The following is a 22,480-nucleotide window of genomic DNA, read 5'->3' on the forward strand; positions in this document are numbered from 1 at the left end:
ATGAGCCTTTATCCATTGCAGGGCCGCACCGCAATCGTCACCGGAGGCTCCTCGGGCATTGGCCTGGCGTGCGTCGAACTGCTGCTGGAAGCCGGCGCAGCCGTCGCGTTCTGCGGCCGCGATGCAGAGCGCCTGCAACGTGCCGAAAACGATCTGCGCCAACGTTTCCCCCAAGGCCAACTGCTGGCCCAGGTGTGCGATGTGCTCGATGGCGAAGCGGTCAACGCCTTTGCCAGCGCCAGCCAGGCCGCGCTTGGCGCCGCCAGCGTACTGATCAACAACGCCGGGCAAGGCCGGGTCTCGACCTTTGCCGACACCACCGACAGCGCCTGGACCGAAGAGCTGAACCTGAAGTTTTTTTCGGTGATCAACCCGGTCCGTGCCTTCAAGCCCCAGCTGCAAAACCAGGCCGACGCCGCCATCGTCTGCGTCAACTCACTGCTGGCCAGCCAGCCGGAGCCGCACATGGTCGCCACCTCGGCCGCCCGCGCCGGGATCAAGAACCTGGTGCGCTCGATGGCTACCGAATTCGCCCCCCAGGGCATCCGCGTCAACGGCATCCTGATTGGCCTGGTGGAATCCGGGCAATGGCGCCGGCGCTTCGAAGCGCGTGAAGAACGCGACCTCGACTGGGCGCAATGGACCGCCCGCCTGGCCCAACAAAAACATATTCCCCTGGGGCGCCTGGGCCTGCCGCTTGAAGCGGCCCGCGCGATCCTGTTTCTGGCCTCGCCTCTGTCGGCTTACACCACAGGCAGCCATATCGATGTATCCGGAGGCCTGTCCCGCCATGCGTAATGAAAACACTGTCACCGTGGGCGCTGCCATCACCGCCTTTCTCGAACAATGCGACGTCAAGGCCGCATTTGGCGTGATCTCGATCCACAACATGCCAATCCTCGATGCCTTCGCCGTGCGCGGCAACATCCGCTTTGTCATGGCCCGGGGTGAAGCCGGCGCCGCCAACATGGCCGATGCCTATGCCCGCACCACCGGAGGCCTGGGCGTGTGCCTGACCTCCACCGGCACCGCCGCCGGCAATGCCGCTGGCGCCATGGTTGAAGCACAGACCGCCGGCACGCCACTGCTGCACATCACCGGGCAGATCGAGACGCCGTACCTGGACCAGGAGCTGGCCTATATCCACGAAGCCCGCGACCAGTTGAACATGCTCAAGGCGGTGTCCAAGGCCGCCTTCCGCGTGCGCAGCGTCGAGACCGCCATCAGCACCCTCAAGCTCGCGGTGCAGACCGCCCTCACCGCGCCGACCGGCCCGGTCAGCGTCGAGATCCCGATCGACATCCAGTCGACCTTTATCCCGATGCCCACCGACCTGTCGCCGCTGCCGATCCCGGTCGCCGTGCCGCCGCCGGAAGCCCTCGACCTGGTGGCCGCGCGCCTGGCCAGTGCCAAGCGCCCAATGCTCTGGCTCGGTGGCGGCGCACGGCATGCCGGCGCGCAGGTCAAACGCCTGCTGGCGATGGGTGTGGGCGTGATCACGTCGACCCAGGGCCGTGGCGTGGTCAATGAAGACGACGAGCGTTGCCTGGGGGCCTTTTCGCAAAACAAGCGGGTCGAGCAGTTCCTGCAAACCTGCGATGCCCTGCTGATCGCCGGCTCACGCCTGCGCAGCAACGAGACCTTCAAGTACGCGCTCAAGCTGCCGCAGAACACCCTGCGCATCGACGCAAACCCGGCCATCGAAGGCCGCAGCTATGCCAGCGAACTGTTTATCTGCGGCGATGCAGCCCTGGCCCTGGCCGGCTTGGCTGATCGCCTGGAAGGCCGCCTGCACACCGACCCGCAGTTTCTCAGCGAACTCAAGGCCGTGCGCGAGCAGTCGCGCAGCCAACTGGTGGCGGACCTGGGACCGTACTCGGCGATGGTCGAGCAATTGCAGGCGAGCACCGGGCGCAACTTCTCCTGGGTGCGCGATGTGACCCTGTCCAACAGCATCTGGGGCAACCGCCTGCTCAACCTGTACCACCCACGTGCCGGGGTGCACGCCCTCGGTGGCGGCATCGGCCAGGGTTTGGCGATGGGTATCGGTGCGGCCGTGGCAGCGGCTGAAACCGCGCCCGAGCGCAAGGTGTTTGCCTTGGCGGGCGACGGCGGGTTCATCCTCAACCTCGGTGAGCTGGCGACCCTGGTGCAGGAGCGCGCCAACCTGGTGATCCTGCTGATGAACGACCAGCGCTACGGGGTGATCCGAAATATCCAGGACGCGGTCTACGGCAGCCGCCATTGCTACGTCGACCTGCACACCCCGGACTACACCAAGCTCGCCGAATCCATGGGCCTGCGCCACGGCCTGGTCACCGACCTCAAGGACTTCGGCAAGGTGGTCGACAGCGCCCTGAGCCAGCCCGGCCCGTTCCTGCTGGAAGTGGACATGCTCAGCGTGGGCAACTTCGCCACCCAGTTCGCCGGCCCGCCCAACAGCGAAACCAAAGCCCAGAAGGCCACCGCCTGAGGATCGTCGCATGTTGCATATCACCATGATCGGCTGCGGCGCCATTGGCGTCGGCGTGCTGGAGCTGCTGGAGAACGATCCGCAGCTGTGCGTGGATTACGTCATCGCGTCCCAGGGCTCCGAAGCCCTGGTGCGTCAGCGCCTGGCCAGTTTCAAACAGCCGCCGCAGGTGCTCACGGCATTGCCCGCCGACGCCCGCCCGGATTTGCTGGTGGAGTGCGCCGGCCACCGGGCCATCGAGGAACATGTGCTGCCGGCCCTGGAGCGCGGCATTGCCTGCCTGATCGTCTCGGTCGGCGCCTTGTCCGAAGTGGGCCTGGTCGAGCGCCTGGAAGCCGCCGCTGAACGCGGCAAGACCCGCATCGAGCTGCTGCCCGGCGCGATTGGCGGCATTGATGCGTTGTCGGCGGCCAAGGTCGGCGGCCTGGACTCGGTCAACTACACCGGGCGCAAGCCGGCCCGGGCCTGGAAGAACACCCCCGGCGAGCAGGCCTGCGATCTGGATTCCATCAGCGAAGCCACGGTGATCTTCCAGGGCAGTGCCCGCGAAGCGGCGCGGCTGTACCCGAAAAACGCCAACGTCGCCGCCACCCTGTCCCTGGCCGGGCTGGGCCTGGATCGCACCCATGTGACGTTGATCGCCGACCCCCACAGCGACGAAAACGTCCACCACTTCGAAGCCCGTGGCGCCTTTGGCCGGTTCGAGTTGAGCCTGCGCGGCAAGCCGCTGCTGGCCAACCCCAAGACCTCGGCGCTGACCGTGTACAGCGTGGTCCGTGCCTTGGGCAACCACGCCCATGCCATCTCAATCTAGGAGCCCGTCGATGACCCTCGAACAGACTTTACCGATCTGCATCGCCGGCCACTGGCGCCAGGGCCGTGGCGAGCGCTACGCCAGCCACTATCCGGCCACCGGCGAACCCGTAGCCTGGCTCAATGCCGCCGATCTACAGGATGTGGAAGACGCCATCCAGGGCGCGCACCAGGCGTTCCTGCACAGCGGCTGGGCCCAGCGCAAACCCCACGAACGGGCCGCCGTGCTGTACCGCATTGCCGAGCTGATCCGCCTGCACAGTGAAGAGCTGGCGCAGTTGCAACGCCAGGACAATGGCAAGCCGATCAATGAAACCCGGGCGCTGGTAGCGAGTGCTGCCGGTACCTTCCAGTTCTTCGCCGCTGCCTGCGAAACCCTGGAAGAAACCATCACCCCGTCGCGCGGTGATTTCGTCAGCATGAGCGTGTACGAGCCGATGGGCGTGGTCGCCGCGATCACCCCATGGAACTCGCCGATTGCCAGCGAGGCGCAAAAGGTCGCCCCGGCCCTGGCCGCGGGCAATGCGGTGGTGATCAAGCCGGCAGAAATCACCCCGCTGCTGGCCCTGCGCCTGGCGCGCCTGTGTGAAGAGGCCGGCCTGCCCAAGGGCCTGATCAGCGTGTTGCCGGGCAAGGGTTCATTGCTCGGTGATGCGCTGACCCGCCACCCGCTGGTCAAGCGCGTGTCGTTCACCGGCGGCACCCGCACCGGCAAGCACATCGCCCATATCGCCGCCGACAAGATGATGCCGGTGTCTTTGGAGTTGGGCGGCAAGTCGCCGACTATCGTCCTGGATGACGCCGACCTCGACCACGCAGTGGCCGGTGTGCTGTACGGCATTTTCAGCTCCTCGGGCGAGGCGTGTATTGCCGGTTCGCGGCTGTTTGTTGCGCGTGCCTTGTACGAACCTTTCATGCAACGTTTGGTGGCCGCCGCCGCGAACCTGCGCATGGGCGACCCGGCCGACGAAAACACGCAGATGGGCCCCCTGATCAGCGCCGGCCATCGTGAATCGGTGGAGCGTTATGTCGCCCTCGGCCTGGCCGAAGGTGGGCGCCTGCGCCTGGGCGGGCAGCGCCCCAGCGGTGGCCTGTATGACCAGGGTTACTTCTACCCGCCAACCATCCTCGAGGGCCTGCACAACCAACAGCAGGTGTGCCAGGAAGAAATCTTCGGCCCGGTGCTGGTGGCCATGCCATTCGACGATGAAGAGCAACTGCTGGAGCAGGCCAACGACAGCCTGTACGCCCTCGCGGCCGGCATCTGGAGCCGTGACTACAAGCGCGCCTGGGCCCTGGGCCGGCGCTTGCAGGCGGGCACGGTGTGGATCAACACCTACAAGCAGTTCTCGATCTCCACGCCGTTCGGCGGTTGGCGTGACAGTGGCCTGGGCCGCGAAAAAGGGCGCCTGGGGATCCTGCAATACATGGAACAGAAGAGCCTCTACTGGGGCATGAACCAACAGCCACTGGCCTGGGCCGGTGTGCCACACGAGGTAGCGTGATGAGCGTTTTAGGTATTGATGAAGTCACCTATGGCGTCGAGGACCTCGACACCTGCGTGCGGTTTTTCAGCGACTGGGGCTTGAAGCAGGTCAGCACCCAGGCGGACGAAGTGATCTTCGAAACGCTCAACGGCTGCCGCGTAGTACTCGCCGACCTGAACAAACCGAGCCTGCCGCCCGCCATCGAAGCCGGCTCCACCGTGCGCGAAGTGGTATGGGGCGTGGCCGACGCAGCGGACCTTGCGCTGTACGCCGAACGCATCGCCAACGATCCGGGTTTTGTCGAAGGTAACGGGCGCATCGGCTGCACCGACCCCAACGGCCTGGCGATCCGCCTGCAAGTGACGCGCAAGCGCGAGCTGCAGATCGAGTGCAGCGGCCACAACACCTGGCAGACCAAGGGCCGGATCAACAAGGCCGCGCCGATCTATGAACGCGCCACGCCGATTGAAGTCGGCCACGTGGTGTTTTTCGTCAAGGATGTGAACGCCTGCGAAGCCTTCTACCACGAGCGTTTCGGCTTCCAGGCCTCGGACCGCTACCCGGATCGCGGGGCGTTCTTGCGCACCGCCGAAGAAGGCGGCCATCACGACCTGTTCATGCTGCAACTGCCGGCGCCACGGGCCGGCCTGAACCATGTGGCCTTTACCGTACGCGACGTACACGAGGTGTTCGGCGGCGGCATGCATGTGTCGCGCAGCGGCTGGCCGACCGAAATCGGCCCGGGGCGCCACCCGGTGTCTTCAGCGTTTTTCTGGTACTTCAAGAACCCCGCCGGCGCGCTGGTGGAGTACTACGCCGACGAAGATCAACTGACCGGCGAATGGCAGCCACGCACCTTTGAGCCGGGCCCCACGGTGTTCGCCGAGTGGGCGATTGCCGGTGGCATCGACGGCAATACCCGACGCCAGCAACACGTCGAGGCGCCGCAAGGCAAGTTCCTCACCGACAAACCCAAATCCTGAGCAGGAGTCGCCCATGTCTTCCCTGAATATTGCTATCGCCGGTGCCGGTATCGGCGGCCTGACCGCCGCCATCGCCCTGCACCGCGCCGGCCACCAGGTCACCGTGTTCGAACAGTCCAAGGCCTTTTTGCGGGTCGGTGCCGATATCAACCTCACCCCCAACGCGGTACGGGCGCTGGATGGCCTGGGCATTGGCGCCGCCGTGCGCATCCCTGCCGCGCGGCCGACCCACCGCATCAGCCGGATGTGGGACAGCGGCGAAGAGACTTCGCGCCTGGAAATGTCCGATGCCGCCGAGCAGAAATACGGCGCCCCGCAATTGACCATCCACCGCGCCGATCTGCTGGCGGCCCTGGCCGAGGTGTTCCCGCTGGAGCAGGTGCAGTTTGCCAAGCGCGCCGAACGGGTCGAGCAGACTGACGACGGCATCCACCTGCATTTCAAGGATGGCAGCCAGCACCGCTGCGATGTGCTGATCGGCGCCGACGGCATTCATTCGGTGGTGCGCAACGCGCTGTTCGGCGAAGAGCATCCGCGCTTTACCGGAGTGGTGGCGTACCGCGCCGTAGTGCCGGCCGAGTTGGTGGCCCATGTGCCGAATATCCAGGCCTTCACCAAGTGGTGGGGCCCCAACCCGCAGAGCCAGATCGTCACGTTCCCGCTCAACCAGGGTAAAGACATTTTTATCTTCGCCACCACCGCCCAGGACAGCTGGCACGAAGAATCGTGGACCAGCGCTGGCGATGCCGATGAGCTGCGCAGCCACTATCAAGCGTTCCATCCGGACGCCCGCGCCCTGCTGGAGGCGTGCAGCGATGTGCTCAAGACCGCGTTGTATGAGCGTGACCCGCTGCCGTTCTGGTCCAAGGGCGCGATCACCCTGCTGGGCGATGCCTGTCACCCGATGATGCCGTTCATGGCCCAGGGTGCCGGCCAGGCCATCGAGGATGCGGTGGTACTCGGTCGCTACCTGCAAGACCTCGACAGCCCGGCACAGGTCGCGCAGGCATTGCAGGCGTACCAGCAGGCGCGCCTGGAACGTACCAGCCAGATCCAGATCGGCTCGCGCGGCAACCAGTGGCTCAAGGACGGCGGTAATGCCGACTGGGTCTATGGCTACGACGCCTGGACCGTGCCCACACAAAGCGCGGCCTGAACATGAACGAAACCTTGCTGGTGACTGTGCTGCTCAAGCACGACCAATCGAAGAACCTCGAAGACATTCAGCGCCATATGAAGCAGCAAGAGTGGTGGGAGCGTTTTCCGCCCCAAGGCGTGGAACTGGTGAGCTGGACCGTGGCCATGGGCCTGGGCCAGATCGTCACCCTGCGCTTGCCGCCGAGCCTGCTGCCCGCGCTGAACGTGGAGCTGGAACGCTCGGCGTGGGGCGTGTTCAGCACTGAAGTTTTCCCGACATACGACTTTATCCCGGTACGCGAAACGATCCGCGAACGGGTACGCAACGGAGGTCAATGACATGAGCACTACCGAACGATTCCTCGAGCCCCATCAGGCGCGCAAACGGCCCAATACCCAGTTTGAAGAGCTGCTGGGCGATTCCATCGAACGCGCCTTCGGCAACGGCGTGACTGAGCTTGCGGCGCTGCTCGCCCACCTCAACCTGGCCGGCCCGCCCTGCCCGCTGACCAGCGGCGAGTGGACGGCAGATGCCTATCAAACCCTGATGGCCCGGCTGGGCGAATGACCCGGCAGAAGGAATAAAAAAATGACTATGCAATTGACCGTCGACCCTGTTGAAAACCATCTGGCCAATGGCCTAAAAGACCTCTGGTTCCCGGTATTACCCTCGGACCTGCTCGGCGAAAAGCCGGTGTCGGTGCGCCGCCTCGGCTACAAGATCGCCCTGTGGCGCGATAACGATGGCCGCGTACACGCCCTGGAAGATCACTGCCCCCATCGCGGTGCGCCGCTGTCCCAGGGCCCGATCCTGGGCGATCGCCTGCAATGCCCGTATCACGGCATCGAAGTGCGCTGCGACGGCACGGTGACCAAGGTCCCCGGCAGCCCCGGCTGCAAACTTGAAGGCAGCCGCCCGACCCGTATGTTCCATACCCGCGAAGCAGCAGGTGCGATCTTTCTGTTCAACGCCGCCGACCCGCACCTGGAGACGCCGCCGGAGTTGGTGTTGCCCGAGCAGTTGACCTCGCCCGAGTGGAGCAGCTTCGTCTGCTACACCGAGTGGAAAGGTGACTATCGCTACGTGATCGACAACGTCATGGACCCGATGCACGGCACCTACCTGCACAAGATGTCGCACTCGATGAGCGAAGGCGAAGCCACCGCCAAGTTCGTCACCCGCGACACCGACAACGGGTTCTTTTTCGAGAAGGAAGGCCAGCGCGGGGTGAACTTCGACTGGACCGAATTCATGGACAACGGCTGCCACTGGCTACGCCTGGAAATCCCCTACCCGAAAACCGGCGGCCCGGGCGGCAATTTCACCATTATCGGCAGCTACACGCCGAGCAGCCGCGCGTTGTCAGCGGTGTTCCACTGGCGTTGCCGGCCGCTGACCGGCTGGCAGCGCGACACCTGGCGCTTCCTCTACAAGAACCGCCTGGAAGCGCGGCACTGGGCAGTGCTGGAGCAGGATCGGGTGCTGCTGGAGTTCATGGAGCCGGACGCCAACCAGCGCGAAAACCTCTACCAGCACGACCTGGGTGTGGTGCGCATGCGCCGTTACCTGAAGAACGCGGCCAAGGCCCAGCTTGAACTGATCGATGCGAAGCAACTGTCATGAGCCAGGCCGTGCGACGGGTTGAATGCCAAGGCGTGGCCGAGCCGGCCGGCGCCAGTTGGTCCAACGCCCTGCTGATCGGCCGCGAAGTGGTGATGTCAGGGATGACCGCGCACCCCGCCAGCCGCGAGGCGAACCTGGATTGCTACGCCCAGACCCTGGTGGTGCTGGGCAAGATCCAGGCGCTGGTGACAGCGGCCGGCGGGCATATCGGCAATATCCACCGGTTGACCGTGTACCTCACCGATATCGCCGACAAGGACCAGGTGGGCCGTGCCCGGCGGGATTTTTTCGCCGGCCAGGCAGTGTTTCCCACGTCGACCCTGGTGGCCGTCAGCGCGCTGGTGTTTCCTGAACTACGGGTCGAGATCGAGGCCAGCGCCCGGCTCGATGTCGACCTGCGTACCGTCACAGAGGTGAATGATGTCTAAGCCTTCCCTGCTCACCGCCCGCGTGCACACTTTGCGCTATGAAGCCGAAGGCATCATCAGCGTGGAGCTGCGGCCGTTGGGCGATACCGTGTTCCCGCCGTTCGAGGCCGGCTCGCACATCGACCTGCACCTGGCCAACGGCCTGGTGCGCAGCTACTCGCTGCTCAACGCTCCCAGCGACCAGGGGCGCTACACCGTGGGCATCCTGCGTGACCGCAACAGCCGCGGCGGCTCGGAATATGTGCACAGCCAACTGCGGGTCGGCATGCCGCTATCGATCTCGGCACCGCGCAACAACTTCGCACTGGACCTGAGCGCCAGCCACAGTGTGCTGGTGGCCGGTGGCATCGGCATTACGCCGATCTACTGCATGTTCCGCCAACTGCTGGCCCAGGGAAAATCCGCCGAGCTGATCTACTGCGCGCGCTCGCGCCAGGAAGCGGCGCTGGTGGAAGCCTTGAACGGGCTCGATGCGCGGGTGGTGTACCACTTCAACGACGAAAAAGGCGTGCCGCCAGACCTCGCCGCCTACCTCGCCGGCCAGCCTGCGGACACGCACTTCTATTGCTGCGGCCCAACGCCGATGCTGGATGCCTTCGAGAGCACCTGTGAGCGCCTGGGTTATCCCCACGCGCACATCGAGCGGTTCACCGCCGCCGAACTGCCGCCCAGCGCAGATGCCCAGAACCGCTACAGCGTCGAATTGAAAAAGTCCGGCAAGACCCTGTCGGTGGAGCCTGGTTTGAGCTTGCTGGATGTACTGCTCGAAGCCGGCTGCGATATCGATCACAGCTGCCGTGAGGGTGTTTGCGGTTCCTGTGAAACCCGGGTGGTGGAAGGCGAGATCGACCATCGCGATGGGGTGCTGACCAAGGCTGAGCGTGCGGCGAACAAGTCGATGATGGTGTGTGTTTCCGGCTGCAAGAGCCAACGGTTGGTGCTCGACCTCTAGCCCCCCTGTAGGAGCGAGCTTGCTCGCGAAGAACGTTAACGATAACGCGGTTTATCCTGAATAACCGCGTTACCCTCAAGTTCTTCGCTCGCGCCTACAGGATCACCCGCAAAGTGCCCGCTTGATTGGCAGCGTGCAATAAAGACGCACCTATCACGGGCAACTTTGTTACCGCACTTGCGGGTTGTTTCATGGGTTATACAAACAGCTTTGTTTCCCATATAAACAATTGTTTTAAATGATATTTTTATAAAAAACAAACTAACAGGCCGCCTGGCACACTTCCTGCTCTACTCCTGTGCATTCGCTGATTAAACGGCGTTTCGCCGATAAAACAATAATAACCAACACTTAAACCCGGTAAGACCCGCTCCCTCCTTAGTTGCCTTTAAAGGCAAGCGGACGAGTGTTGCCGATCACACGGTAGAGAGGTCTCTATGAAGCGCGTCTTGTGTGCAGGATTGATGTTTGCCAGTTTCAGCAGTTTCGCCGCAGAACCCATTCCTTCCGAGCCGGTGCGGGCCAACGCGGCCAAAAAACCTTTCCCGCATATTTCCTGGCGCAGCGATAGCGGTGACAGCAGCCTGGATATCGGCGGTGCGCTGCGTACCAACTATCGCGACGAGCATTGGGACACCACCGAGAACAATGGCCGGTTTCTCTTCGACACGTTCCGCCTGGATGTGCAGGCCACCTACAAGAGCCTCTATAGCGATATCGGCTACTGGTTCCAGGACGACGGCAAGCGCTCCATCGACCGTGGCTTTGTCGGTTATCGACTCAACGCCAACTCCAACCTGCAACTGGGGGCGCCGTTCAAGCCGTTTGGCCTGGAGCCCTATCCGCAATTTGGCTGGAGTTACCACCTGCCGTTTTTCATGGGTTATGCGGTGAGCGCCGGCACCGGCCTCAAGTACAGCTACAAGGACCAGGACTGGGACGTGCAGCTTGGCTTCTTCCCGCGCATGTTGCCCAGCGACATTCGCTATTCGCCTGAAGTCGGGCGTTACGCCGACCTGAAAGACAATGCGATTGCCTTTACCCAATCGCGCCAGGACAACGAGAAACGCAACCAGCTCAACGCCCGCGTGGCGCGCACCTTCAACAGCGATGGCTGGAAGACCGAGATCGGCGCCTCGCTGGCCACCGCCCAGTTGTACAACGCCACTACCAAGGATGATGGCGACTACTGGGCCGCGGGCGTACACGCCATCATCAACAAGGGGCTGTGGACGGTCACCACCCAGGCCATCCGCTACGAATACGATCCCGAAAACCCGGCCGGCGTCAGCAAGGATTCGGTGTTGATGGGCGGCAACGGCCTGACCCCGGCGTACCTGATCGCCTCCAAGGCCAGCCTGGCCTCGGTCAACCTCGGTTATGACGTCTACACCCCGACCCTGGGGCAGTTGAAGAAGGTCAAGCTGTACACCGACTACAGTCGGATGATGAAAGACAAGAGCGCCTGGGATGATTCGCAGATGTTCACCGTGGGCGCGCAGTTCCTGGCGATGCCGGTGATGGCCTGGGTCGACTTTACCTGGGCGCGCAACGCCAACCCCTATGGCGGTGCAGAGAATGGCAGCGGTTTTACCAACACCAGTTCGGTGGGCAGCAACGAATGGTATTACCGCACCAATGTGAACATTGGTTATTACTTCTGACGCCCCCTTGTAGGAGCGAGCTTGCTCGCGAAGATCGCCAACGATGACGCCGGCACCCTGAAAAACGCGGTGTCTGGGCGTTTTTCGCAAGCAAGCTCGCTCCTACAATAGTGAAACGGTTCAGCCCTTTGCCCGCCTACCATTCCTCGCCCAGTTGCGCTGCTTGCAGACGGCTGGCGCGCACCTAGGTATAGTGCCGCCCCTCTTCGCATGCACGGCCGCCAGCCGCATGCGAACGCCGAACTAATAACAACCCGCGACTTGGAACCGGGACGACCACTCGCCCCACCTATCGTGCTGTCTGCGAAATGGGGTGGAGTCGAGCCGTCCGGCTTTTGCTTTTACAAAAAACAGCGAGGAATACTCCATGCTAGAAGTCATTAACGACTTCCTCTCAGGAAAAGTACTGATCGTGCTCATTGTCGGGCTCGGTGGTTACTTCACGATCCGCTCGCGTTTCGTTCAGTTTCGTCACTTCTTTCACATGTTCGCGGTGTTTCGCGACAGCCTGAAAAGCAGTGCCGGCCAACTCAGTTCGTTCCAGGCGCTGATGCTCAGCCTGGCCGGGCGGGTGGGCGCCGGTAACATCGCCGGCGTCGGCATTGCCGTGACCCTGGGCGGGCCGGGTGCCGTGTTCTGGATGTGGGTCACCGCGCTGGTGGGCATGTCCTCGAGCTTTATCGAGTGCTCCCTCGGCCAGCTCTACAAACGCACCGACGCCGAAGGCACCTACCGTGGCGGCCCGGCCTATTACATCCAGCACGGTCTGCAGAAACGCTGGCTGGGCATGGTGATGGCGTTCCTGCTGCTGGTGACCTTCGGGTTCGCCTTCAACGGCCTGCAAGCCCATGCCGTGACCCACTCGCTGAACAACGCGTTTGGCTTTGACACCACCTACACCGGCCTGGCCCTCGCGGTCTTGCTGGGCCTGGTGTTTATCGGCGGGATCAAGCGCATCGCCTCGATCGCCGACCTGCTGGTGCCGGTCAAGACCCTGGTGTACATCGCCGTGACGGTCTACGTGATCGTGCTGCAATTCGACCAGGTACCGGCCATGCTCGCGACTATCGTCAAGAGCGCCTTCGGTCTGGACCAGGCCTTCGGCGGCCTGGTGGGCAGTGCGATCATCATGGGCGTGAAGCGCGGCGTGTTCGCCAACGAAGCAGGCCTGGGCAGCGCGCCCAACGTGGCAGCCGTGGCCTCGGTGGAACACCCCGTTGCCCAGGGCGTGGTGCAGGCGTTCAGCGTGTTCCTCGACACCTTTATCATCTGCACCTGCACCGCACTGCTGATCCTGCTGTCGGGCTTCTACACCCCAGGTTTTGAAGGCGACGGCATTGCCCTGACCCAGAACTCCCTGGCAGCGGTGGTGGGCGACTGGGGGCGGATGTTTATCTCGGTGGCCCTGGCGTTGTTCGTGTTCACCTCGATCATGTACAACTACTACCTGGGCGAGAGCAACCTGCGCTTTTTGGTGGGTAACAACCGCAAAGTGCTGATCGGTTATCGCGCGTTGGTGCTGGTCCTGATTTTCTGGGGCTCGATCGAGAACCTCAGCACGGTGTTCGCCTTCGCCGACATCACCATGACCATGCTGGCGTTCGTCAACCTGTTCGCCCTGGCGTTCCTGTTCAAGATCGCCATGCGCATCCTCAACGACTACGACAACCAGCGCGCGGCGGGCATCAAGACCCCGGTGTTCGACTCCAGCCAGTTCCCCGACCTGGACCTGGACCGCAAGGCCTGGCCGGCCAACCCGGTGCAGCCTGAGCCAACCGCTCAAGCAACCGCGCCACTGAACGCCCAAGTGCAACGCTGAGCGTAGACAGATGACACGCCGCCCGGCCTTGGGCATGCTCTGGGCCCGGCGGCGTTTTTCGTTCAGGAGATTCTTCGATGTCCAAAGCCAATCACATCATGGTGCTCTACACCGGCGGCACCATCGGCATGCAGGCCAGCGCCAACGGCCTGGCGCCCGCTTCGGGTTTTGAAGCGCGCATGCGCGAACAACTTGCCCACCTGCCAGCGCCCGCCTGGCGTTTCAGGGAAATGGCGCCGCTGATCGACAGCGCCAATATGACGCCCGCCTACTGGCAGCGCCTGCGCAGCGCCGTGGTCGAAGCCGTGGACGAAGGCTGCGACGCCGTACTGATCCTGCATGGCACTGACACCCTGGCCTACAGCGCGGCGGCCATGAGCTTCCAACTGCTGGGCCTGCCGGCGCCGGTGGTGTTCACCGGCTCGATGCTGCCAGCCGGCGTGCCCGACAGCGATGCCTGGGAAAACGTCAGCGGCGCCCTGGCGGCGTTGGGCGAAGGCCTGGCACCGGGTGTGCACCTGTACTTCCACGGCGCACTGATGGCGCCGACCCGTTGCGCGAAGATCCGCAGTTTTGGCCGGCATCCGTTTGCCGCGTTGCAGCGCAACGGTGGCGTGGCCAAGGCCCAGGCGTTGCCCGCCGCCCTGGACTACCGCCAGCCCAAGGCCCTGGCCAATGTCGGCGTACTACCGCTGGTGCCGGGCATTGATGCCGGGCAACTGGATGCCCTGGTGGACAGCGGCATCCAGGCGCTGGTGCTGGAATGCTTTGGCAGTGGCACCGGGCCGAGCGATAACCCGGCGTTCCTCGCCAGCCTGCAGCGTGCGCAGGATCGGCACGTCGTGGTCGTGGCAATCACCCAATGCCATGAAGGTGGCGTGGAACTGGACGTGTATGAAGCGGGCAGCCGCTTGCGTGGAGTCGGCGTGTTGTCCGGTGGTGGCATGACCCGCGAAGCCGTGTTCGGCAAACTGCAGGCCCTGCTCGGCGCCGGACTGTCCAACGACGAAGTGCGGCGCCTGGTCGAACTGGACCTGTGCGGCGAACTGCGCTGAGCGGCATATAACTTGCTCCACTTCCAGCCATCCCCTGGCTGGAAGTTCCCATGCTGCACTCCCACCTCACCACCCTCAATGCCGTTTCCCTGGTGCTCAGCACCTTCAAGGCCGAAGGCTTGCCCGCCGAAGCGCTGCTGGCCGGCAGCGGTATCTGTGCGGCGGACTTGAGCCGCGCCGACACACGCATCGCCACGCACCAGGAGATGCAGGTGTGCGCCAATGCGGTGGCCTTGCAGCGCGATATCGGGCTGATCGTGGGACGGCGCATGCACGTATCGGCCTACGGCATGCTCGGCTATGCCCTGCTCACCAGTGCCACTTTCGGTGACGCTTTGCGCCTGGCCCTGCGTTATCCGGCGCTGTTGGGAACACTGTTCGAACTGAGCCTTGTGGAAGACGGCGAGCGTATCTGGTTCACCGCCAGCGATTACCGAGAGAGCCCGGCGCTGACCGCGTTCAATGTGGAGCTGTGCCTGGGGTCGTTGAAGGTGATCTGCGACGATCTGCTCGGTCACCCGCTGCCCTTGTTGGGTGCACGCTTCGAGCATGCTGCGCCGGATTATCAGGCGCGCTACGCCGAGTGCTTCGACTGCCGTTTGCAGTTCCAGGCCACGGCCAATGCGTTCGCCTTTGACCAGCGCTGGCTCGCCCAACCTTTGCCCCTGGCCGACACCGTGACCCACCGGGCCATGGCCGAGCGCTGCCGCAAACAGAACACCGAATTCACCGGGCGCGAGGCCTGGCTGGGGCGGGTGCGCCAATTGCTCACGGCGCAACTGCATGCGGCACCGGGGCTCGATGGCCTGGCCCAGCAGATGAACTGTTCGCCGCGCACCCTGCGCCGCCGCTTGCACGACCTGGGCTGCAGCTATCAGGAGCTGCTGGACGAACTGCGCTTTGAGCGCGCCAAGCAACTGTTGGCGCAAGACCAGTGGCCGATCTACCGAATCGCCGAGCAGTTGGGTTTCAGCGAGACCGCGAGCTTCCGGCATGCCTTTGTACGCTGGAGCGGCGTGGCGCCGAGCCAATTTCGAGCATGACGCTCCATGGAGGGGCGAATTACGGACAGATAATCTGGCCATATTTATCCCCTTTTGGCCGCTCCTGCCGTTCTCCAAACCGGTGTACCCCGCAACACTGCAAGGCATCCCAAGCAGCCTGCGGAGCACAACAAAAATGCTGACGATCTACTCGGACGATCACCACCTGCACCACGGCCGTTGCGAATTGATGGACGGGCAATTGATGCCCTGCTTTGAAATGCCCTCGCGGGCCGATCACGTGCTGCAACGGGTCAAGGACCGTGAACTGGGCCCGGTGCAAGCGCCCCAGGACTTTGGCCTGGCGCCACTGCAACGCATCCACAGCCGCGACTACCTCGACTTCTTCCAGGGCGCGTGGGCCCGCTGGGTAGAAATGCGCCAGGACGGCGACCTGCTGCCCTACACCTGGCCCGCCCGCACCTTGCGCCGCGTGCTGCCCACCAGCCTGCACGGCCAACTGGGCTATTACAGCTTCGACGGCGGCGCGCCGATTACCGCCGGTACCTGGCAAGCGGCCTACAGCGCGGCGCAGGTCGCACTGACGGCGCAACAGGCGATCCAACAGGGCGCCCACAGCGCCTTTGCTTTGTGCCGACCGCCAGGGCATCACGCCGCCGGCGACTTGATGGGCGGTTATTGCTACCTCAACAACGCCGCCATCGCCGCCCAGGCCTTTATCGACCAGGGCTGTACAAAGGTCGCGATCCTCGATGTGGATTACCACCATGGCAACGGCACCCAGTCGATCTTCTACGCGCGCAGCGATGTGCTGTTCACTTCGATCCATGGAGATCCGCAGGCCGAGTTTCCGTTCTTCCTCGGGTATGGCGATGAGTTGGGCGAAGGTGCCGGCGAGGGCTTCAACTTCAATTACCCGCTGCCGGCCGGTTCCGCCTGGGACACCTGGAGCGCTGCGCTGGAACAGGCCTGCCGCAAGATCGAGAGCTATGGCGCCGAGATCATCGTGGTGTCCCTGGGCGTGGACACGTTCAAGGACGATCCCATCTCGCAATTTTTGCTCGACAGCCCGGACTACCTGGCCATGGGCGCGCGTATCGCGCGCCTGGGCAAGCCGACGCTGTTTGTGATGGAAGGCGGCTACGCAGTGGCAGAAATCGGCATCAACGCCGTCAACGTGCTCGAAGGTTTTGAGGGGGCAGCCCAATGAACATGCTCAAGTCGCTTATGCTCTGCGCTGCCGTGTTCAGCACCGCCGCCCACGCCGACGAAAAAACCCTGCGGGTCTACAACTGGTTCGACTACATCACGCCCAAGGCCCTGGAAGAGTTCAAGGCGCAGAACCCGGCGATCAAACTGGTGTACGACATCTTCGACACCAACGAGGCCCTGGAAGCCAAGCTGCTGACCGGCAACTCCGGGTATGACGTGGTGGTGCCGTCCAATGTGTTCCTGGCCAAGCAGATCGAGGCCGGGGTGTTCCAGCCCCTGGACCGCAGCCAGTTGCCCAACTGGAACCACCTCGATCCCAAGCTGATGAAGCTGATCGAGGCCAACGATCCCGGCAACAAACACGCGGTGCCCTACATGTACGGCACCATCCTCATCGGCTTCAACCCGGACAAGGTCAAGGCCGCCCTGGGCGCCGATGCACCGGTGGACAGCTGGGACCTGATCTTCAAGCAAGAGAACATCAGCAAACTCAAGCAGTGCGGCGTCGCCCTGCTGGACTCGCCGTCCGAGATCCTGCCACTGGCCCTGCAGCACCTGGGCCTGGACCCCAACAGCAACAAGCCTGCGGACTATGAAAAAGCCCAGGCCCTGCTGCTCGAGATCCGCCCGTACATCACCTACTTTCATTCATCCAAGTACATGGCCGATATCGCCAACGGCGACATCTGCGTGGCGGTCGGTTATTCCGGCAGCTTTTCCCAGGCCGCCAACCGCGCCAAGGAAGCCAACAATGGCGTGACCGTCGACATGCGCCTGCCCAAGGAAGGCGCGCCGATCTGGTTCGACATGCTTGCCATTCCCAAGGGGGCGAAGAATCCGCAGGACGCCTACACCTTTATCAACTACCTGCTACAGCCCCAGGTGATTGCGCCCATCAGTGACTTTGTCGGTTACCCCAACCCCAATAAGGACGCCACCGCGCAGGTTGCCCCGGCCATACGCAACAACCCCAACCTGTACCCCACCGAAGCCGCCATGGCGACGCTCTATACCCTCAAGCCTCTGGACAGCAAGGCAGAACGCGCCAGGACCCGCGCCTGGACGCGGATCAAGTCCGGCACCTGAGGTTGCCCCCTTGCCGCCCACCGCCGAACCGGGGTGGGCCGCAACTATCTACCGTCATCGCAGCGCCTGCGGTCAGTACCTTGCGCCTCTGAAGGTCTGTCCACCATCAAGGAGCTGAAGATGCCCAATCAATCCCCTACCGCTAACCAGAGCAACGCGATCAATCGCCCCCCCCAGTACCTACGACCTGCTCACCCAACTGACGACCGGCCCTTCGAGCCGGGACGTTGCCGCCGCCACCTTGCGCTCGGCGCTCAAGGAGCAATACCCGCTGCTGGATATCGACCCGGACCTGGCGGTGGTGGTCACCCCCCGCTGGCGTATTACCCTCAGCGACATACAACCGCTTGCGCCCCTTTGCGAGTCGTTGACCAGTATTCTGGCGCGCCAGGCGTTGTCGCCCGAACCGGTGGACTATATCGACGGCGAGCATTTCCTCACGCTGACCCCTTCGGCACAGCCCCCCGTTCACCTGCCGGTGCAAATCGATGCCATCGCACGCCTGATAAACGAGCTGTCCAACCTGTTGTTCAGTGCCTTTCAAGAGCAGCAACTGGACTACTGGAATACCTCCAACACCGGTACAGGACCACGTTGGAAAGCCTTCTCCAACATGTTGCGCAGAGTCTGGAACGTCACCGAGCATGAAGGCTGGAGCGCGCAGGAATGCGCGATGGCCAGAATATTTTTCCAGTACCCCGAGCACGCCACACGCACCGCTCAAGATCCGTACAAATCCCGCGCCTACCTGATCGACATCGATACCCTGAGTAACGGGCAAACACGCCACCTCGGCCTCTCGGGCACGGCGGTGCTGATCGGCGAGCACGAGCAACGCCCTCTGATTCTGATGCACTCGCTGGCGCAAGGTTATCAACGGTTCGACTCCCTCGAACAACTGGAGCAAACCCTACCCGCCACACTGTCCCGCACCCACCCGGACCTGTCCTTGCACTGGCGGTTGTACGAACCCCCGGCAAACTATTTCGACCACCAGGCCTGTGCCTTGATCGCCATGCAGATCGGGGTGATTGGCGCTTTGGTCGACACCGATTCGCCAGGCAGCGCAGACGATGGCGAGCCAAGCCCGATCATCGCCCGCATCCTGCCGGGCATTGAAGAGTTGAGCGATCACGAACTGTCCAATATCCGCCACATCCATGAGCGTATTCCACCTTGGCTGGCTGATGCTTCAGACCTCGACGTGTCCCTTTACAGCCACCTGTTGGTAGGCCTGGCCGAACTGCACACCCATAACCAAGGCCGGTTGTTCAACGACGGCATTGCGCCAATCCGCACCTACGCCCGGCAACAGTTGCAGGACCGCATTCAGGCCCATCGAGAGGGTGCCCATCTTGAGGTGGACGACATCGAGATCATCATCGAAAGCCCGCAAGTGTGGGGCACCTTTGTCGTGCCCGGCCCCAACACCACGACCCGCCGCGGCCTGATAGACCTGGCGCTGGAAAACCTTGCCGGCCTTCCCACCGGCCAGGCCCGTGTGCTCCACAAGGGCAGCCAGGCACCCGCGTGGTTGTCTTACCGCTACCTCAAAGGCGTGATCGAAGACCTCGACATCGGCAAGCACTACCCGGCCTTGATTAAACAGAAGCTGCTGGATGCCCCCCTGGAATCCAAGCGCCGGCAGACCCTGTACGCCATGCACCTGCGGGTGCAATTGCCCCTGCAGGCCCTGCAATGGAAGGTTCAGCACAAGCATGGCATCGACGGCCAGGGCTTTCGCTACGTTGCCGCTGCCATGCAGGTGGAGCCACATGAGCGCAAGGTCGAAGGGCAAGAGATCGTCATCCGGGCGCTGGGCTTTGTGCCGACACTGCGCCCCACCCGCGAACAGGATGTCGTCGCCAACATGTTTGTGATCGGCCCCCGTGATCACACGCGTGGCCCCTGCCTGCTGTACCGGCCGTTGCTGAACCCGTCGCTCATTCAATTCCCGTCCCGGCAAAACCTGCTTTACGCCATCAAACATGACCACGACCTGCGCGAATCGGTACTGGCCTGGCTACCGGAGGGCGCACGCTTCAACTACGCCCAATACGTGTTCCCCTATAAATTGCCCTCGCCCTGGACGGTGGTGAGGGGGCTGATCGAGTCGCAGACCCTGTTGTATATGAGTGGCCCCATCGCCTTGAGCGATGAGGTGCTGGGCAATGACACCCTGCACACGCTATTCACCGCCAATGCCAACGCGCTGGTCGAACTGGCGACCCGGCAATCGGTGTCCAATGTGCAGAAACGCTGGGCGTCTTACCGCCAGGCGGCCTGGCAGATTTTCAGCGCGGTGTTGCCTTTTTTCGGGCGCACGCTGGGAATCGCCGCGTGGATCTGGCAAATCATGGACGACTTGCAGACCATCGAGCAGGCTCAGGAGCTCGACGACCCGCAGGCCTCCTGGGCTGCCGAGGCCGACCTGTTGCTGAACCTGGGTATGGCGCTGATCCTGCACGTCGCCCTGCGCCATCCGCCCAAGCAGGTCGAAGCCCTCAAACGTCTACCGGCAACGCCACCGGTACCGGTCGAAGAACCCGCCACACCGGTTCGCAAGGTGGTAGTGGTGAAACAGCCCAATCTCAGCGAACCCGAGCTGCAGGCGCGGCATCAAGACACGCTGTACACCAGCGGTGCCCTGAACAGCCTTCCCACAAGGCTGGCCGCGACGCTCGACGGTTTCAAAGTCAGCAGGCCCACAGGGCTGGGCGCCCAGAACAAGACGCCGGGCCTGCACCTGCACCTCTATCCGCAGGGGGAAAAGTGGTATGCGCCGGTGGCAGAGCGCTGGTTCGAAGTCAACGTCGACAGCCATTCCAACGTGGTGATCATCGACCCCAACACGCCTTCGCGCACCGGCCCCTTGCTGCAGTCCAACCTGGCCGGCCAGTGGTTTATCGATACCCGCCTGCGCCTGCGCGGGGGTGGCTTCCGGAACCGCCGACGCGCCGCCCAGGCCGAAAAACCTTCGCGCATCAGCGACCTGAAGGACAAACTCAATCGCTTTGACGCCACTGAAAATCTCCGCCAATCGCAGATCTCTGCTGCCTACGCCGAGATCGGCACCGGCGCGGGCCCTTCCACCGGGGAGCGCCGCGAGTCCTTCATCGAAAAAGCCGACGAGCGCAGGGCCGAATACGAGGTCCCGATCCGTCAACTGCGGTCGCTGAACATTATCGACACCGTGCCCAATTATCAGGGCTACATGATCGATTACCTGAACAAGCAGGTGCTGCTGACCCGCTCCGTCATCGCCGAACGCCTGGAGCCGTTTCGCGCCCTGCTGTCCTCGACCTTGGCCGCGATAGAGACCGAGGGAGCGCCCAACCCCAGGGAGCAAGCCGCGCAGGCACAGGCCATGTCGACCTTGACCGTGGATATGATCCAGCGCCTGGAATACATCGACACCCGTTTTCGCCAACTGGAAAACCTCGGGATCGAAGGCGCCAGGGTGATCCAGGCCACGATGCAGGCGCTGCCCAACCTCGCCCTGCCGGACCTGAAGGCTTACAACATCACCCTGCAGCGCTACCTGTGCATCAAGGAAGGCAAGGGCGAGGCCTTTGTCGATGCGCGCGCGCGCCTGCATGACATCAGCGAGGCGGCGGACGTTCACATCCAGAGCCTGATCGAAATGGTCAGCACCATCAGTGAAAGCTCCCTGGATGAGCGCATCGAAGCGCTCAACAGCCTGCTCGACCAGTTTGCGATCAACGACCAGCGCTTGCTGGACCTGCACGCCGAGCACCCGGAGCAGGTGCTGCGCGAGCCGCTGGAGAGCCTGCGCCAGCACATCGACGAGTTCGCCCGCCGCGCGGAGCAGAATCTGGCGCAATGCTTGCGCGAAAGAAAAGCCCTGGAACCCAAGCCCGAGACCGCCAAGGTTGTGCAAACGCCGAAAAAGAAAATCATCAAGACCCGCTTCGACGGCGTGGTGGTGGGCGAGCCTCGGGAAATCCAAAGCGATCTGGTGGACGTGAAGGAACCCATGACGGGCAAGGTGATTGCCACCTTCCACGAAAAAACCCCAGGGGTCTGGGTCGAGCGCGAGCAGCAGGCCAGCACCTCGCGGCCGCCTCCGGCGGTGGACCTGGGCGTCAGCATCAACGCGGGCAAAAGCGTGCTCGAAGGCGAGCCCGAGGCGACCCAGCGCATCATCTCCCACTCAAAAAAAGCCGGGCGGATCCCGGTGGAAATCGAAGAGATGTTCCACCAGTATGCCGCCCGCCTGGAGCGTGCGGTCAGCACGATTGAACAGGCGCTCACCGAACTCAATCTGACCGAAAGTGACCGCCCTTCCGCTGCCACCCTCAACAAACAGCTCAACGACACGGCCGAGCGCCTTTACGAAAAGGGCACACAGACGCGCATCAGCATGACCAAGCAACAACCGCCCACGGCCGCCCGAGTCGAATGGCTGTACGACAAGGGGCTGGTGGAAATTGCCAAGGTCGTCAACCGCCGGCGGCTCAAAGGACCGGGCAAGAACTACCTGGACGAATACGAGGTACGTGACCATCAAACCCACGAGGTGCTGTGGTACGCGCACTTTCACTACGGGTCACCACAAGCGGCGCTGCCTGACTACACCGCCGGGCATCTGAAGACCCGTGAGCAGCAGAAACTCGGCGGCGCCTTCCAGGCCACGAGCAGCAATGACCGTGACCAGATCGCGATTTATCGCAGCGAAATCCGCCTGCCATTGGCCAACAAGCTGTTTTTCAACACCTGACC

General features: G+C 63.2%; 18 protein-coding genes. All 18 read left to right on the forward strand.

Annotated elements, in window-relative coordinates; genetic code table 11:
- The 18 genes from HKK57_RS08825 to HKK57_RS08910 all read left to right on the forward strand — a co-directional run bounded on the left by HKK57_RS08825 (position 1) and on the right by HKK57_RS08910 (position 22,478).
- Positions 1–798, forward strand: coding sequence for an SDR family oxidoreductase (locus tag HKK57_RS08825; RefSeq protein WP_154907128.1), 798 nt, complete (start codon positions 1–3; stop codon positions 796–798).
- Positions 791–2,473: a thiamine pyrophosphate-binding protein gene (locus HKK57_RS08830; RefSeq protein WP_029289977.1), complete on the forward strand. Its 1,683-nt coding sequence runs from the start codon at positions 791–793 to the stop codon at positions 2,471–2,473. The genes HKK57_RS08825 and HKK57_RS08830 overlap by 8 nt, the downstream gene beginning before the upstream one ends.
- A 10-nt stretch (positions 2,474–2,483) precedes the next feature.
- The gene (locus tag HKK57_RS08835) at positions 2,484–3,287 is read left to right on the forward strand and encodes an aspartate dehydrogenase (protein ID WP_104911219.1); all 804 of its coding nucleotides are present in this window, start codon (positions 2,484–2,486) and stop codon (positions 3,285–3,287) included.
- A gap of 10 nt (positions 3,288–3,297) precedes the next feature.
- A complete protein-coding gene (locus HKK57_RS08840; RefSeq protein WP_029289982.1) occupies positions 3,298–4,791 on the forward strand; it encodes an aldehyde dehydrogenase in 1,494 nt (497 codons plus the stop codon).
- Complete coding sequence (locus HKK57_RS08845) at positions 4,791–5,756, forward strand: VOC family protein (protein ID WP_029289984.1); 966 nt, start codon at positions 4,791–4,793, stop codon at positions 5,754–5,756. The genes HKK57_RS08840 and HKK57_RS08845 overlap by 1 nt, the downstream gene beginning before the upstream one ends.
- 13 nt (positions 5,757–5,769) lie before the next feature.
- Positions 5,770–6,912 (forward strand): FAD-dependent monooxygenase, encoded by a 1,143-nt coding sequence (locus HKK57_RS08850; RefSeq protein ID WP_029289986.1) that lies wholly within the window; start codon positions 5,770–5,772, stop codon positions 6,910–6,912.
- Between the two features lie 2 nt (positions 6,913–6,914).
- Positions 6,915–7,232 (forward strand): hypothetical protein, encoded by a 318-nt coding sequence (locus HKK57_RS08855; protein ID WP_029289988.1) that lies wholly within the window; start codon positions 6,915–6,917, stop codon positions 7,230–7,232.
- A gap of 1 nt (position 7,233) precedes the next feature.
- A complete protein-coding gene (locus HKK57_RS08860) occupies positions 7,234–7,461 on the forward strand; it encodes a recombinase-like helix-turn-helix domain-containing protein (RefSeq protein ID WP_029289990.1) in 228 nt (75 codons plus the stop codon).
- Between the two features lie 21 nt (positions 7,462–7,482).
- The gene (locus tag HKK57_RS08865) at positions 7,483–8,517 is read left to right on the forward strand and encodes an aromatic ring-hydroxylating oxygenase subunit alpha (protein WP_029289992.1); all 1,035 of its coding nucleotides are present in this window, start codon (positions 7,483–7,485) and stop codon (positions 8,515–8,517) included.
- Positions 8,514–8,945 carry a Rid family hydrolase gene (locus HKK57_RS08870; RefSeq protein ID WP_070996683.1) on the forward strand — a complete coding sequence of 144 codons (432 nt, stop codon included), beginning with the start codon at positions 8,514–8,516 and terminating at the stop codon, positions 8,943–8,945. Before HKK57_RS08865 ends, HKK57_RS08870 begins: the two co-directional genes overlap by 4 nt.
- Entirely contained in the window at positions 8,938–9,897 is a 960-nt protein-coding gene (locus HKK57_RS08875) for a PDR/VanB family oxidoreductase (RefSeq protein WP_092232227.1), read from the forward strand. Before HKK57_RS08870 ends, HKK57_RS08875 begins: the two co-directional genes overlap by 8 nt.
- Positions 9,898–10,334: 437 nt before the next feature.
- Positions 10,335–11,561, forward strand: coding sequence for a hypothetical protein (locus HKK57_RS08880; RefSeq protein WP_154907131.1), 1,227 nt, complete (start codon positions 10,335–10,337; stop codon positions 11,559–11,561).
- Between the two features lie 367 nt (positions 11,562–11,928).
- A complete protein-coding gene (locus HKK57_RS08885) occupies positions 11,929–13,380 on the forward strand; it encodes an alanine/glycine:cation symporter family protein (protein ID WP_029290000.1) in 1,452 nt (483 codons plus the stop codon).
- Positions 13,381–13,457: 77 nt separating this feature from the next.
- The gene (locus HKK57_RS08890) at positions 13,458–14,435 is read left to right on the forward strand and encodes an asparaginase (protein WP_169390038.1); all 978 of its coding nucleotides are present in this window, start codon (positions 13,458–13,460) and stop codon (positions 14,433–14,435) included.
- 50 nt (positions 14,436–14,485) lie between these two features.
- Positions 14,486–15,478, forward strand: coding sequence for an AraC family transcriptional regulator (locus HKK57_RS08895; RefSeq protein WP_029290004.1), 993 nt, complete (start codon positions 14,486–14,488; stop codon positions 15,476–15,478).
- A gap of 136 nt (positions 15,479–15,614) precedes the next feature.
- Positions 15,615–16,649, forward strand: coding sequence for a histone deacetylase family protein (locus HKK57_RS08900; protein ID WP_169390039.1), 1,035 nt, complete (start codon positions 15,615–15,617; stop codon positions 16,647–16,649).
- A complete protein-coding gene (locus HKK57_RS08905) occupies positions 16,646–17,737 on the forward strand; it encodes a polyamine ABC transporter substrate-binding protein (protein WP_070996675.1) in 1,092 nt (363 codons plus the stop codon). The genes HKK57_RS08900 and HKK57_RS08905 overlap by 4 nt, the downstream gene beginning before the upstream one ends.
- 241 nt (positions 17,738–17,978) lie before the next feature.
- Positions 17,979–22,478 (forward strand): dermonecrotic toxin domain-containing protein, encoded by a 4,500-nt coding sequence (locus HKK57_RS08910; RefSeq protein WP_237150402.1) that lies wholly within the window; start codon positions 17,979–17,981, stop codon positions 22,476–22,478.
- The last annotated feature ends 2 nt before the right edge of the window (positions 22,479–22,480 follow it).

The organism is Pseudomonas sp. ADAK21, from assembly GCF_012935735.1.
In the GTDB taxonomy this organism is placed as follows: domain Bacteria; phylum Pseudomonadota; class Gammaproteobacteria; order Pseudomonadales; family Pseudomonadaceae; genus Aquipseudomonas; species Aquipseudomonas proteolytica.

Bases quoted from the DNA above. Each gene is read 5' to 3' on its own strand.
- HKK57_RS08825 (WP_154907128.1), top strand. From the start codon at position 1: ATGAGCCTTTATCCATTGCAGGGCCGCACCGCAATCGTCACCGGAGGC.
- HKK57_RS08830 (WP_029289977.1), top strand. From the start codon at position 791: ATGCGTAATGAAAACACTGTCACCGTGGGCGCTGCCATCACCGCCTTT.
- HKK57_RS08835 (WP_104911219.1), top strand. From the start codon at position 2,484: ATGTTGCATATCACCATGATCGGCTGCGGCGCCATTGGCGTCGGCGTG.
- HKK57_RS08840 (WP_029289982.1), top strand. From the start codon at position 3,298: ATGACCCTCGAACAGACTTTACCGATCTGCATCGCCGGCCACTGGCGC.
- HKK57_RS08845 (WP_029289984.1), top strand. From the start codon at position 4,791: ATGAGCGTTTTAGGTATTGATGAAGTCACCTATGGCGTCGAGGACCTC.
- HKK57_RS08850 (WP_029289986.1), top strand. From the start codon at position 5,770: ATGTCTTCCCTGAATATTGCTATCGCCGGTGCCGGTATCGGCGGCCTG.
- HKK57_RS08855 (WP_029289988.1), top strand. From the start codon at position 6,915: ATGAACGAAACCTTGCTGGTGACTGTGCTGCTCAAGCACGACCAATCG.
- HKK57_RS08860 (WP_029289990.1), top strand. From the start codon at position 7,234: ATGAGCACTACCGAACGATTCCTCGAGCCCCATCAGGCGCGCAAACGG.
- HKK57_RS08865 (WP_029289992.1), top strand. From the start codon at position 7,483: ATGACTATGCAATTGACCGTCGACCCTGTTGAAAACCATCTGGCCAAT.
- HKK57_RS08870 (WP_070996683.1), top strand. From the start codon at position 8,514: ATGAGCCAGGCCGTGCGACGGGTTGAATGCCAAGGCGTGGCCGAGCCG.
- HKK57_RS08875 (WP_092232227.1), top strand. From the start codon at position 8,938: ATGTCTAAGCCTTCCCTGCTCACCGCCCGCGTGCACACTTTGCGCTAT.
- HKK57_RS08880 (WP_154907131.1), top strand. From the start codon at position 10,335: ATGAAGCGCGTCTTGTGTGCAGGATTGATGTTTGCCAGTTTCAGCAGT.
- HKK57_RS08885 (WP_029290000.1), top strand. From the start codon at position 11,929: ATGCTAGAAGTCATTAACGACTTCCTCTCAGGAAAAGTACTGATCGTG.
- HKK57_RS08890 (WP_169390038.1), top strand. From the start codon at position 13,458: ATGTCCAAAGCCAATCACATCATGGTGCTCTACACCGGCGGCACCATC.
- HKK57_RS08895 (WP_029290004.1), top strand. From the start codon at position 14,486: ATGCTGCACTCCCACCTCACCACCCTCAATGCCGTTTCCCTGGTGCTC.
- HKK57_RS08900 (WP_169390039.1), top strand. From the start codon at position 15,615: ATGCTGACGATCTACTCGGACGATCACCACCTGCACCACGGCCGTTGC.
- HKK57_RS08905 (WP_070996675.1), top strand. From the start codon at position 16,646: ATGAACATGCTCAAGTCGCTTATGCTCTGCGCTGCCGTGTTCAGCACC.